Raw genomic sequence first — 14,060 nt, 5'->3', positions numbered from 1 at the left:
AAAAGGGTTTTGTTTTTTTCAGATTGACGCTTTCCCCATCGCTCTGTTATTTCTAGTAACAGAGCATTTACTGACGGACATCAGCATGACACTGTTTCACCTACGCCTCATTCTCCTCCTTATCGTGACCCAGTCGCGCGGGTAGGTTTTGGGCAGAAAACAACAGTGAATGCCAAATCTCAAAAACCCGCGCCAGACGCGGGTTTTTTTGTATCTAATGTCGCCAAAATAAAACATATCGCCAATTAAAGAGCCATGACGGCGGCCAGCAAACACAACAGGGAGTTACTCATGAGCGAGAACAGCCAAGTCATTCTGTTTGACACCACATTACGTGACGGCGAGCAGGCGTTGTCGGCAAGCTTAACGGTCAAAGAGAAACTGCAAATCGCGCAAGCTTTGGATCGTTTGAAAATAGACATCATTGAAGCTGGCTTTCCTGTGTCCTCTCCGGGCGACTTTGAGTCCGTACGTACCATTGCTAAGCATATGCAGCATGCCCGTGTCTGTGCTTTGTCTCGCGCTGTTCCTAAAGACATTGATGTGGCAGCGGAATCGCTCAAAGCCGCCGACGCTTTTCGTATCCACACCTTTTTGTCCACCTCTACCATTCATGTCAAAGACAAGCTTCGCCGCAGCTACGATGACGTAGTAGAAATGGGCGTGCGTGCGGTCAAACATGCGCGCCAGTATACGGATGATGTGGAGTTTTCCTGCGAAGATGCCGGACGCACCCCGATTGATAATTTATGCCGCATGGTCGAAGCGGCGATTGATGCTGGCGCCACCACGGTCAATATCCCAGATACAGTCGGCTATACGGTCCCCAGTGAGTTTGGCGATATCATTGCCAACCTGTTCAACCGCGTACCCAATATCGACAGAGCGGTGATTTCTGTTCATTGCCATGATGACTTGGGGATGTCGGTCGCCAACTCTATTGCCGCTGTACAGGCCGGCGCCCGCCAAGTAGAAGGCACAATTAATGGCATCGGCGAGCGCGCCGGTAACTGTGCGCTAGAAGAAATTGCAATGATCTTAAAAACCCGCGCTGACTTGTTAGGTGTGGAGACAGGGTTAAACCATACTGAAATCGCCCGCACCAGTAAGCTGGTTAGCCAACTTTGCAACATGCCAATCCAGCCCAACAAAGCCGTGGTCGGTACCAATGCCTTTAGCCACTCTTCTGGCATTCACCAAGATGGCATGCTGAAAAACAAAAATACCTACGAAATCATGACGCCAGAGTCGATTGGATTGGGTAAAAAATCATTGAATCTCACCAGTCGCTCCGGCCGCGCGGCGGTGAAAAGCCATATGGATAACCTTGGCTACAACGAGCAAGACTATGATTTGGAGACCTTGTATCAATCATTCTTGCAATTAGCAGATCGTAAAGGCCAGGTGTTCGATTACGACTTAGAAGCTTTAATGTTCTTCAACAACCTCAAAGAAGAGGACGATTTTTATAAGCTCAATTATTTAGGCGTGCAATCGGGCAGCTTAATGGCGACCACCAGCATCAAGTTGCAATGTGGCGATGAAGAAAAACGCGAAGCGGCGATTGGAAACGGTCCCGTCGACGCCTTGTACCAGTGCATATACCGGATCACCGGCTATGACATTGAGCTGGATAAATTCGATCTGACTGCCAAAGGAGAAGGGGAAGATGGCCTCGGCCAAGCCGACATCATTGCCAACTACAAAGGCCGTAAATATCACGGTACCGGGGTATCAACCGATATTATCGAGGCCTCCGGCGAAGCTTTATTAAACGTGATCAATGCTATTTATCGCGCCAACAAAATTGCGCAGATTAAGGAACAATCCCATTTAAAACAGGAGACAGTATAACCATGGCTAGCGCACACCAAATTGCAATTTTACCCGGCGACGGTATCGGCCCCGAAGTGATGGTGCAAGCCGAAAAAGTGCTTGATGCGGTTAGCGAACGCTTCGCTGTCACCTTTGAGCGTCAGCACTATCCGGTTGGCGGCGCCGCGATTGACGCCCATGGCTCGCCGCTGCCCGCACACACCTTGGCTGGCTGTGAAAAAGCCGATGCGATTTTATTCGGCTCAGTCGGCGGCCCTAAATGGGAGCATTTACCCGCGACCGAACAACCGGAGCGCGGTGCCTTACTGCCGCTACGCAAGCACTTTGGTCTGTTTTGTAATTTGCGTCCGGCACAAATCCATACTGGTCTCGAAAGCTTTTGTCCGCTGCGCGCCGATATTGCCGACCAAGGTTTTAATATCGTGGTGGTACGAGAGCTGACCGGCGGGATTTATTTTGGTGAGCCCAAAGGGCGGGAAGGCGAAGGCCGCGAGGAAAAGGCGTTTGATACGGAAGTCTATCATCGCTATGAAATTGAGCGCATCGCACACATCGCCTTTCAATCCGCCCAGCTTCGCCACAAACAAGTGTGCTCAATCGACAAAGCCAATGTGCTGCAAAGCTCGATGCTGTGGCGCGAGGTGGTAGAAGCGGTGGCAAAAGATTATCCGGATGTCAGCTTAAGCCATATGTATATCGACAACGCTACCATGCAGCTGATTAAAGACCCGTCACAATTTGATGTGATGCTGTGTTCAAATATTTTCGGCGACATCATCTCCGATGAGTGCGCGATGATCACCGGCTCTATGGGTATGCTGCCCTCAGCCAGTTTGAACGCGAGTAAATTTGGCTTGTATGAGCCAGCCGGTGGCTCCGCGCCCGATATCGCTGGGCAAAACATCGCTAACCCAGTGGCGCAAATTTTATCGGCGGCACTTATGCTGCGTTACTCGTTGGGCGAAGAAAACGCGGCCTGTGCAATTGAACACGCAGTGAGCCAAGCGCTGGCAGCCGGTGAACTGACGGCCGATCTGGCCGGTAACCATCCAGCACTGAGCACCGAGCAGATGGGCGATCGTATCGCCGCCTATATCCGCCAAGGCGCATAATCATTACCCGTAAGGATACGAGCTATGTCGAATGCAAACACCCAGCAAGGCGCCAAGACCTTGTACGAAAAAATTCACCAGTCTCACGTGGTCACTGAGCAACCAGGCGAAGCGCCGCTGCTGTATATCGACCGTCACTTGGTGCATGAGGTGACCTCGCCACAAGCGTTTGACGGCTTGAGAGAGAAAGGCCGTCCGGTGCGCCAAGTGAGCAAAACCTTCGCCACCATGGATCACAATGTTTCCACCGAAACCAAAGATATTAACGCGTCAGGGGAAATGGCGCGCATCCAAATGGAAACCTTGGCTAAAAACTGCGAAGAATTTGGCGTCACCCTGTACGACTTGAATCATCCCTACCAAGGCATTGTCCATGTGATGGGGCCCGAGTTAGGGATTACTTTGCCTGGCAATACCATCGTCTGTGGTGATTCTCATACGGCAACTCACGGTGCTTTTGGTGCACTGGCCTTTGGTATTGGTACCTCCGAAGTCGAACACGTACTGGCCACCCAAACGCTCAAGCAATCCCGCGCCCGCACGATGAAAATTGAAGTCACGGGCAAAACCGCCCCCGGGATCACCGCCAAAGACATTGTCCTAGCGATTATCGGCCAAGTCGGTCATGCCGGCGGCACCGGACACGTGGTGGAATTTTGCGGTGACGCCATTACCGACTTGTCCATGGAAGGGCGAATGACGGTCTGCAACATGGCGATCGAATTGGGCGCAAAAGCGGGCCTGATCGCCCCCGATGAGACCACATTTGCCTATTTAAAAGACAAGAAATTTGCTCCTAAAGGTGAACAATGGCAGCAAGCGGTCGCTTACTGGCAAACTTTGCACTCGGACGCCGATGCACAGTTTGATCGCGTGGTCACCCTCGATGGCAGTCAAATCCATCATCAAGTCACTTGGGGCACTAACCCCGGCCAAGTGGTCAGTGTGCACGATAGCGTGCCTGCCCCTGAGACAATGACCGATCCGATAGAGCGCCACTCAGCAGAGCGCGCGCTAAAATACATGGGGCTAACCGCAGGCCAAGCCATAACAGATATCCAAATTGATAAAGTCTTTATTGGCTCATGCACCAACTCTCGAATTGAGGACATGCGCGCAGCCGCGGCGGTCGCCAAAGGTCGGCACGTCGCAGATAGCGTCCATGCCATGGTGGTGCCAGGCTCAGAGCAAGTGCGTGCCCAAGCAGAGCAAGAAGGGCTGGATGTGATTTTCCGCGAGGCGGGCTTTGAGTGGCGCTTACCCGGCTGCTCAATGTGCTTGGCGATGAACAACGATCGCTTAGGCCCCAAAGAGCGCTGTGCATCGACCAGCAACCGTAACTTTGAAGGCCGCCAAGGCCGTGAAGGCCGCACCCACTTGGTCAGCCCAGCCATGGCCGCTGCCGCCGCCATTGCCGGTCACTTTGTTGACGTTAACCAATTATAAGGAGGCCTCATGTCAGGCATACACACTCATACCGGCATTGTTGCCCCATTGGATGCGGCAAACGTCGACACCGATGCGATCATCCCCAAACAGWTTTTGCAAAAAGTCACCCGCACCGGATTCGGCCAGCACCTGTTTCACGATTGGCGCTTTTTAGACGATGCGGGCAAACAGCCGAACCCCGAGTTTGTGCTCAATCAAGCGCGCTACCAAGGGGCGAGCGTGTTACTCACCCGCGAAAACTTTGGCTGTGGCTCGTCACGCGAACATGCTCCTTGGGCGCTGGATGATTACGGTTTTAAAGTGATTATCGCCCCCAGTTTTGCCGATATTTTCTATGGCAACTGCATTAATAACCAAATGGTGCCGGTGACCCTTGAAGAAGGCCAAATCGATGCTTTATTTACGTATGTGGCCGAAAATGAAGGTGCGACGGTAACGCTAGATTTGCCCGCCCAAACCATCCGTGCCGGTGAACACTGCTTTAGCTTCCAGATGAATGATTTTCGCCATCATTGCTTACTCGAAGGTTTGGATAGTATCGGGCTGACGTTACAGCACGAAGCGGAAATTTCGCGCTTTGAGCAGCAAATACCTGATTTTTTGGTGTAATACCATCCACTCATCTCTCGCCAATAAGTGCTGATTATTCCGCATTTATTGGCGTTCCTTCCCATTTTTCTATCCTCAATGAAACCAACCGCTGACTCGCTTGGTCTAGTCTCAAAGAAGGTTTGATCGCATTAAGGACTGACAATGCAAAAACATTTGATACTTCTGTTCGGGCTAGTGTTTCCGCTCATCAGCCAAGCCGCGCCCAAAGCGGACTACTGGGCAATGTGGGATGCACATAATCCTGACAGCCAAGCCACCCTCACGCATCACAGTTGGCAAGTATTACTCGATAAGTATTTACAGCCTCAGGGGCAGCACACCTTATTTAACTACGCAGCCGTCACCGAGGCCGATAAAGCGACCCTCGATCATTACATTGGCATGCTTACCAAGCGCGATCCGCGCACCCTGAGCAAAGACGAACAATATGCTTACTGGGTCAACCTTTACAATGCGGTCACGGTGACGCTGATTTTGGACGCCTATCCAGTCGGTTCGATCACCAAGCTAGGTGGACTCTTTAGCTTTGGTCCGTGGGATGATGACGTAGTGACGGTGGCGGGCGAAGCCCTCACGCTCAATGATATCGAACACCGTATTTTGCGTCCGCTATGGCAAGATCCGCGTACCCACTATGCGGTCAATTGTGCCAGCCTTGGCTGCCCTAACCTGCAACCGCAAGCCTTTCAAGCCGACACCTTGGATGCGCAATTAGAACAAGCCGCCAACACCTTTATTAATAGTGATAAAGGCGTGAGTCAGCAGGGTAATCAGTGGCAGCTTTCTTCTATCTATGAGTGGTTTGAGACTGACTTTGGCGGCAGTGAACAAGGGGTGATCACCCATATCAATCAATATAGAGACATCAAGCTTCCCAAGGATGCACGCTTGGATTATGACTACGACTGGACGCTTAACCAACTCGCGGACTAAAAGGCTTGGTGAACACTAAGCCAATCAGTACAATAGCACCGTACTCATTGGGGAGCCTCATGGCTGAGATTGCGCGCGGCGCTAAACCCATCGAACCTGATCCAGCTAACACTGGCGTAGGGATTGAGACTTGATGTAGCCATCAACTTGCCTCAACACCCACGCCCAACTTAGGAGCGTGCTGTGAAAGTTATTACCTCTGTTCTCACCCTGGTTTCTTTATCGCTGTTATCACTCAGCGCACGTGCCGCCGACCCTCTAACGGTCTATACCTATGATTCTTTTATCGCCGATTGGGGCGCAGGGCCAAAAATCAAAGCCGAATTTGAAAAACGCTGTGACTGCCAATTAGAGTTTGTGTCTCTTAGTGACGGTGCTGCTCTGCTTAATCGCTTACGTATCGAAGGCAATACTACCAAGGCTGACATTGTACTCGGTATGGATACTAACTTGATGAAAGAAGCTGAGCGTAGCGGCATTGTCGCCGAGCACGCGGTGAATACGGAGCGCCTGCAGGTACCCGGCGGTTGGAATAATCCCTACTTTATCCCCTACGATTACGGCTACTTTGCCTTTGTGTATGACACCACGCGTTTGCTCGACCCACCCAAAAGCTTGAAGGCTTTGATTGAGGAGCGTGACGATATCAGTGTGATTTACCAAGATCCACGCGTGTCAACCGTTGGCCAAGGCTTGATGCTGTGGATCCAAAAAGTATACGGCGATCAAAGCCAGCAGGCATGGCGCGATCTTGCCGACAACACTATTACCGTGACCAAAGGCTGGACCGAAGCGTACAACATGTTCCTCAACAAAGAGGCAGATATGGTGCTTTCATACACCTCTTCGCCCGCCTATCACCTGGTCGCTGACGATGATGACCGCTTTGCCGCCGCCATGTTTGAAGAAGGCCACTATATGCAAATTGAAGTGGCGGCGAAGTCTGCTTATACCGACCAACCAGAACGCGCCGATGCGTTTCTACAATTTATGCTCAGTGACGCAGCACAGTCTGTGATCCCAACCACGCAGTGGATGTACCCGGTCACCGATGTTAGCTTGCCTGACGCCTTCTATACGCTGAGCAAACCAGAAGAGAGCCTGTTTTACCAGCCCGATGACGTGATGGGTAACCGTCAGCAATGGGTGCGCGATTGGCAAACCGCTTTGGTTGAATAACGTCGATGCTTAACCCTTCTCGAACCTGGCCGGGCAGTCTCGCGGCCAGCTTGGTCGTATTATTAATTGGCAGCGCACTCTGGGCGCTGTTCTTACACAGTCAAGACTTGAAGCTGGCCGCCCTGTGGCAAGATGCCTATCTGCGCCATGTCACGCTGTTTAGCTTTAAGCAGGCTACCTTATCTGTGGTGCTCAGCGTTGGGCTCGCCATTCCTGTGGCCCATGCGCTGGCTCGGCGACAATTTCCAGGGAAAGCTTGGCTACTCAAACTGTTTGCCATGACCCTGGTGCTGCCGGTATTGGTGGGCGTGTTTGGATTGGTTGCCATCTACGGCCGTAGCGGTTGGATTGCACAAGCCTTCGCGTACTTTGATGCGGCGCTGCCATTTTCTCTCTATGGCTTAAGCGGCATTTTGCTTGCGCATGTTTTCTTTAACCTGCCTTTTTCGGCCCAATTGATGGTGCAGGCCTTGGAAGGGATCCCGGCGGATCAAAGGCGCCTGGCAACCCAGCTTGGTCTAAGAGGCTGGCAACGTTTTCGCCACCTTGAATGGCCTTATCTGCGGCAAAGTCTACCCCATGTCGTCGGACTGGTATTCATGCTGTGTTTCACCAGCTTCGCCACCGTGATGGCATTAGGCGGTGGCCCCAAAGCGACCACCATTGAATTGGCTATCTATCAAGCCATTCATTTTGATTTTGACTTACAAACCGGTGCCGCTCTGGCGCTGTGGCAAATGCTCTTGTGCGGCACCTTTGCTTTTATTGTGCAAACACTGACTCGGCCGATTGCCAACACCCCCAGCGAAGTGCAACCGCTTCCATCGGCACTCGATAGTCGCACGGCGAAGTGTTGGGACAGTCTCTGGATTGCGCTGACTTTATTGTTGGTTCTACCACCTCTCGGGGTTGTGATCGCGCGTGGCCTTAACCCTAGCGCGTTAATTGTGCTGAGCGACACGGCATTATGGCAAGCCACCATGCATTCACTGCTTATCGCTACCGGCGCAACCGTCTTGGCCTTCGTGTTGGCCACCTCTGTCATCTTAGCCAGTCGTCATTGGCGCTTGAACGGGCGAAAGAAACAAGCGAATGGCATTGAAACGTTAGGGGCGATGATTTTGGTGGTACCCAGTATTGTCCTCAGTACCGGGCTTTTTTTACTGTTTCGCCAGTTTAGCGATGTATTCAGCTTGGCGCTGTGGTTGGTGATGGCCGTGAACGCCCTGATGGCGTTGCCCTATTTAATAAAAGTACTGAGCGCGCCCGCCTATCAACTTGCCCAGTCCTATCACAATCTTTGCGCTACCTTGGGGCTAAAAGGTGTCAACCGTCTACGTCTTATCGAATGGCAGTGTTTACGCGCCCCGATCGCGCGCGGCGTGGCGGTAAGTTTTGTGTTATCGATGGGCGATCTTAGTGCGATCGCACTTTTTGGTAGCCAAAATTTTCAAACCCTGCCGCTCTATTTGTTTCGCTTGATGGGGAGCTACCAAATGGACGCAGGCGCTGCCGCTGCCATGCTATTACTGCTTACCAGTTTGGGTTGCTATGCCCTAATCACTCGTCTGATCCAATGGAGACACGCATGCTGACGCTTTCCAATGTCCACTATCGTTACCAGCAAGATTGGATGATCTTTGATGCACAAATAGCCCCTGGAGAGATTGTGGCTGTGCTCGGGCCCAGCGGAGCAGGCAAAAGCACCTTATTATCACTGATTGCTGGGCTGATCGCGCCAGATAGTGGCGAGATCACCATTGATGGCAAGCCTGTCACCACGACGCCCGCCCACCAGCGGCCACTGTCTATCTTGTTTCAAGAGCACAACGTATTTACCCATTTGTCAGTATTCGACAACATGGCAATTGGCTTGTCTCCCTCGCTTAAACTCACGGCCACACAGCAAGAGGCCGTGCGCCATGCTGCTCACGCGGTAGGGTTGACCGATTATTTATCTCGTCTACCCAGCCAACTATCGGGCGGCCAACGCCAACGCATCGCCTTGGGGAGAAGCATCGCACGCAACCAGCCTTTATTACTGCTCGATGAACCCTTTTCGGCACTTGATCCGGCGCTAAAACAAGACATGTTAGCCTTGGTCAAACGTACCGCTCAAGAACAAGGTACGACGGTGGTGATGGTCACTCACCACCCAGACGATGCACAAGCGATCGCCAATCAATTTATCTATCTCGATAATGGCCGAATCCAGCTTCACGATCCGGTTGATACGCTCAAGACACCGCCAGCCATCATGCGTGATTATATCGGTGTCACGGCGTAACCCTATCAGTGGCGGCATAGAGGCCGCCACCTTGATGGTTAAAGATTCTCTTCGGCAAACTCAGCTAGCCGGCTTCGCACCACACCATTGAGGTACACGCACGCACTGCCTTCAAAGTTTTTAAACCGCTCAACAATGTAAGTCAGTCCGGATGTTACAGGTGTCAAATAGGAAGAGTCGATTTGCGCTAAGTTCCCCGAGCACACTAACTTAGTCCCCTCCCCACAACGGGTGATAATGGTTTTAAGCTGAGAGGCGGTCAGGTTTTGGCACTCATCCAAAATCACAAACGCGTTTTGAATCGAGCGTCCGCGCATAAAGTTAATCGATTTAAACTGCAGATTCGCTTTTTCCATAATGTAGCGCATCGAACCGTCAGTGCATTCATCATTCATGTGTAACGCTTCGAGGGTATCGGTCACTGCGCCGAGCCATGGCAGCATTTTCTCTTCTTCTGTCCCGGGGAGAAAACCAATCGACTCGCCAATATCTGGCGTGTTACGGGTAACGATAATCTTATCGTACATGCCCTTTTCTACCACTAACTCTAATGCCGCAGCCATGGCTAAAATCGTTTTCCCACAGCCTGCAGGCCCTGTCAGAATGGTTAAATCAATCGTGGGATCAAGCAACGCATCCATTGCCATGCCTTGATAGATATTTTTCGGTTTAACATCCCAAGCAGCACGGTGCATTAATCGCTCTCGACTGAGATCTTTGATGATCGCTTTATCACCATCAATGGCTTGCACTCGTGCGGCGAAGTCGTCACTTTCATCCAATAAGTACTGGTTCACAAAAGGCGTTTCTAATAGCTCAGCCGGTAATGTGTGGCGTGTTTCGGAGCCATAGGCCTGGCTGTCGCATTGCCCCACTTTATCCCAAAAACTGCCCGCACATTGATGGAAGCCTTTGGTGAGCAACCGAACATCATCAATCAGTTGGTCGGTACGGTAATCCTCGACATACATCACCCCCGCCCCTTTGGCGCGCAGGCGCATATTGATATCTTTGGTCACCAGCACGACTTTGCGCGGTGAGCGTTTGGTTTGAAGGTATAACACCGCATTTAAAATGCGATTATCGCCCGCTTTATCGGCAAAGGCATGGACCGTTTCTTTAATCTCAAAATCAGCCAGAATGGAGACGGTACCCGTCGCATAGCCTTTACCAACCACAATACCCTCGCCAATTTCATCGGGTGTGGCTTCTTTAAAGATATCTTCCAAGGCACGAATCGCCACACGGGCATCCCGAGAGACATCACGCTTGCTATCTTTAATACGGTCAAGCTCTTCGAGGACGGTCATAGGAATCACGACATCGTGTTCTTGGAAGGAATAGATGGCGAAAGGTTCGTGGAGGAGAATGTTAGTGTCTAATACAAACAGCTTCCGGTCGGCGTCGCCCATAGGCACCTCCTGTGTCGGCAATTCACTGTCGATGACAGCGCTTAAAGTAAGCATAGACCTGGCCGTTGCGCATCGCCCAACTTGTTTGATTGTGCCAGTTCACGTTTTCATCTTTGCCGCGCGTTGATGACGTTTGTATGTCAAGACGATCTTTGCCGCGATTGATGGAGTTTCATCGTGACCCTCCTCACAAGTTCGAGTACTATTGGCGACCAATTTTTTCAGTGCCACACTGAATAACACACTATTTAATCGGGTTGCGTTTGCGCGGCACCGAGTCTTTCGACAATCGAGTTAATTCAGAGGTTTTCCCTTATGTCATTTGCGCTTGGACAACGTTGGATCAGTGATACGGAGCATGATCTTGGACTGGGCACTGTGGTGTCCGTTGATGGCCGTACCGTGACCCTAATGTTTCCTGCTAGTGATGAAACACGGCTGTACGCCAGCCATGATGCGCCCGTGACTCGGGTGATGTTCAACCCCGGCGATGAGGTAGAAAGTCACGAGGGCTGGACCATGACCGTCTCGCGCGTTGAAGAAAACGACGGGGTGTTGACCTATTACGGCTATCGCGAAGACACCGAGGAAGACGAAGTCTCGCTGCGTGAAATCTTACTCAGCCATCAGATCCGCTTTAACAAGCCGCAAGACAAACTCTTTGCCGGTCAACTTGACCGCATGGATCGTTTTGCGTTGCGTTATCGGGCGTTAACCAATCAGCATCAGCAGTTGCGTAGCCCTCTACGGGGGTTGACGGGGATGCGTGCTGGATTAATTCCTCATCAACTTTACATTGCCCATGAGGTGGGTCGTCGTCACGCACCGCGGGTTTTGCTCGCGGATGAAGTCGGCTTAGGGAAAACCATTGAAGCGGGCATGATCATTCACCAGCAAGTGCTTGCAGGCCAAGCCGAGCGGGTACTGATCGTGGTTCCAGAAACCTTGCAGCATCAGTGGTTGGTCGAGATGATGCGCCGCTTTAATCTGCACTTCTCTATTTTTGACGAAGAGCGCTGTGTCGAGGCCTTTGCTGACTCACCCAACCCATTTGATACCCAGCAACTGGTGTTATGTTCACTGGAGTTTTTACGCAAAAACCGGCGTCGCGTCGAGCAAGTCTGTGACACCCATTGGGACTTATTGGTGGTGGACGAAGCACACCATTTAACCTGGACACCAACGGCACCGAGCCGTGAATATCAGATTATCGAAAGCATTGCTGAGCATACCCCTGGGGTGTTGTTACTCACCGCGACCCCTGAGCAGTTAGGTCAGCAAAGTCATTTTGCGCGTTTACGCCTGCTCGACCCTGATCGTTTTTATGATTATGACGCCTTTGTTGAAGAAGCCGAACAATATGCCCCTGTCGCCGAGGCGGTTGAAGCGCTACTTGCCGATGCCCCGTTAAGTGATAATGCCCAACGTAGCATTCGGGCGCTATTGCAAAGTGACGAGCTTGATGAACGCTTCAGCGCCATTGATAGCGATGATGATGCAACCAAGCACACCGCTCGCCAACAGCTGATTGATGATTTAATGGATCGCCACGGTACCGGGCGCGTTTTGTTCCGTAACACGCGGGCTGCCATCAGTGGCTTCCCGAGCCGGCATCTGCACATGCACCCTATGGCGTTACCGAGCCAGTATCAAACTGCCATGCGGGTGGCGGGCATGATGGGACGCACAAGCTCGAGCGAACAAAAAGCGGTACAAAATCTTTATCCTGAAGATATTTATCAGCAGTTTGAGGGCGATAGTGCCAGCTGGTGGGGCTTTGACCCACGTATCGATTGGTTGCTGGATTATTTAAAAACCCACCGTCGCGACAAAGTACTGATCATTTGCTCACGCGCGCAAACCGCACTGACGCTTGAGCAGGCCTTGCGCGAGCGTGAGGGGATCCGTGGCACCGTGTTCCATGAAGGCATGTCGATTGTTGAGCGTGATAAAGCGGCAGCGTACTTTGCCCAAGAGGAAGGCGGGGCTCAAGTCTTGATTTGCTCTGAAATTGGCTCAGAGGGCCGGAACTTCCAGTTTGCCCATCAGCTGGTGATGTTCGACTTACCGATGAACCCCGACTTGCTCGAGCAGCGCATTGGTCGCCTTGATCGTATTGGTCAGCGTCAAGATATTGCCATTCACGTTCCTTACCTTGAAGGCACAGCGCAAACCATTTTAGCGCGTTGGTATCACGAAGGGCTTGATGCCTTTGAGGATACCTGCCCAACCGGCCGTGCGGTGTTTGAGCAGTATGGCGAGACATTGTTAACCCTGTTAGCCAATAATCAACATGATGATGCGCTAAATACGCTCATTCACGATAGCGCCGCCATGAATCAACGCCTTAAAGCAGAAATGGAGCAAGGCCGCGATAAACTGCTCGAGATGCACTCACACGGCGGGGAGGCTGCCAAGCAGCTGGCGCAAACCATCGCCGATCAAGATGGCGATACGAGCCTTGTCACCTTCACGCTCGGTCTGTTTGATACCATCGGCGTCAATCAAGATGACAAAGGTGAAAACGCCATCGTGGTCAAGCCGTCGGAGCAGATGATGGTGCCCAGTTACCCTGGCCTACCAACGGATGGGTGCACACTGACCTTCGACCGCGATACGGCACTCAGTCGCGAAGATGTGCAGTTTGTCTCTTGGGAGCACCCGATCGTGCGTGGCGGTATCGACTTATTGCTGAGCGAGAACATCGGCACCACCGCGGTCTCTTTGCTCAAAAACAAAGCGCTGCCTGTGGGAACCCTGTTTGTTGAACTGATTTACACCATTGATGCACAAGCCCCTAAATCGTCGGGTATTCATCGCTTTTTACCGCAAACGCCGGTGCGGTTGCTTTTGGATGCGAACGGCAATGATCTCTCAGCCAACGTTGAGTTCGAATCGTTTCATCGCCAGCTCAGCCCGGTGAATCGTCATTTAGGCAGCAAAATGGTCAACTCGGTTCAAGCCCAAGTCCACCAGCTGATTGAGAAAAGCGAACCGCTGGCCCAAAAAGCCTTGTCTGAGATTCAAACGGCCGCCCACCAAGAGATGGACAGCGAGCTGAATCAGGCCTTAGCACGGCTCGATGCACTGAAAACGGTTAACCCCAATATTCGTGATGATGAGCTCGACGCACTACGCGATCAGATCAGTACCTTGTCGCATCATATTCAACACGCACAAGTCGATTTAGACGCCCTGCGTTTGATTGTGGTCAGCCACCAATAATCACCCTTTGAACGA

10 protein-coding genes and 1 riboswitch are annotated in these 14,060 nt (G+C 51.8%); of the genes, 9 read left to right on the top strand and 1 reads right to left on the bottom strand.

The genetic code is table 11. The features are described from left to right. The first annotated feature begins 291 nt into the window (after positions 1–291). The 8 genes from leuA (at position 292) to thiQ (ending at position 9,408) form a co-directional block, all read left to right on the top strand. Positions 292–1,854 (top strand): 2-isopropylmalate synthase, encoded by a 1,563-nt coding sequence (gene leuA, locus BZG77_RS02230; protein WP_077646031.1) that lies wholly within the window; start codon positions 292–294, stop codon positions 1,852–1,854. Positions 1,855–1,856: 2 nt separating this feature from the next. Then, the gene (gene leuB, locus BZG77_RS02225) at positions 1,857–2,948 is read left to right on the top strand and encodes a 3-isopropylmalate dehydrogenase (RefSeq protein WP_077646030.1); all 1,092 of its coding nucleotides are present in this window, start codon (positions 1,857–1,859) and stop codon (positions 2,946–2,948) included. Positions 2,949–2,972: 24 nt separating this feature from the next. Next, positions 2,973–4,394 (top strand): 3-isopropylmalate dehydratase large subunit, encoded by a 1,422-nt coding sequence (gene leuC, locus BZG77_RS02220; protein WP_077646029.1) that lies wholly within the window; start codon positions 2,973–2,975, stop codon positions 4,392–4,394. A gap of 9 nt (positions 4,395–4,403) precedes the next feature. Further along, a complete protein-coding gene (gene leuD, locus BZG77_RS02215; RefSeq protein WP_077646028.1) occupies positions 4,404–5,006 on the top strand; it encodes a 3-isopropylmalate dehydratase small subunit in 603 nt (200 codons plus the stop codon). Positions 5,007–5,150: 144 nt separating this feature from the next. Next, entirely contained in the window at positions 5,151–5,942 is a 792-nt protein-coding gene (locus BZG77_RS02210; RefSeq protein WP_077646027.1) for a DUF547 domain-containing protein, read from the top strand. 38 nt (positions 5,943–5,980) lie between these two features. Further along, a riboswitch (TPP riboswitch) is annotated at positions 5,981–6,082 on the top strand. A gap of 43 nt (positions 6,083–6,125) precedes the next feature. After that, positions 6,126–7,121, top strand: coding sequence for a thiamine ABC transporter substrate binding subunit (gene thiB / locus BZG77_RS02205; RefSeq protein ID WP_077646026.1), 996 nt, complete (start codon positions 6,126–6,128; stop codon positions 7,119–7,121). A gap of 5 nt (positions 7,122–7,126) precedes the next feature. Continuing rightward, the gene (gene thiP / locus BZG77_RS02200) at positions 7,127–8,716 is read left to right on the top strand and encodes a thiamine/thiamine pyrophosphate ABC transporter permease (RefSeq protein WP_077646025.1); all 1,590 of its coding nucleotides are present in this window, start codon (positions 7,127–7,129) and stop codon (positions 8,714–8,716) included. Continuing rightward, positions 8,710–9,408, top strand: coding sequence for a thiamine ABC transporter ATP-binding protein (thiQ, locus tag BZG77_RS02195; RefSeq protein WP_021023364.1), 699 nt, complete (start codon positions 8,710–8,712; stop codon positions 9,406–9,408). The genes thiP and thiQ overlap by 7 nt, the downstream gene beginning before the upstream one ends. 38 nt (positions 9,409–9,446) lie before the next feature. Here thiQ and BZG77_RS02190 read toward each other — a convergent pair whose 3' ends face one another. After that, positions 9,447–10,820 carry a PhoH family protein gene (locus BZG77_RS02190; RefSeq protein WP_077646024.1) on the bottom strand — a complete coding sequence of 458 codons (1,374 nt, stop codon included), beginning with the start codon at positions 10,818–10,820 and terminating at the stop codon, positions 9,447–9,449. Between the two features lie 315 nt (positions 10,821–11,135). On the opposite strand from BZG77_RS02190, the gene rapA reads away from it, so the two are divergent. After that, positions 11,136–14,045, top strand: a complete 2,910-nt coding sequence (rapA, locus tag BZG77_RS02185) for an RNA polymerase-associated protein RapA (RefSeq protein ID WP_077646023.1) — start codon at positions 11,136–11,138, stop codon at positions 14,043–14,045. Positions 14,046–14,060: the final 15 nt, after the last annotated feature.

Source organism: Salinivibrio sp. IB643 (assembly GCF_001996105.1).
GTDB classification, from domain to species: Bacteria; Pseudomonadota; Gammaproteobacteria; order Enterobacterales; family Vibrionaceae; genus Salinivibrio; species Salinivibrio costicola.
This window is presented reverse-complemented; position numbering and strand designations above follow the sequence as displayed.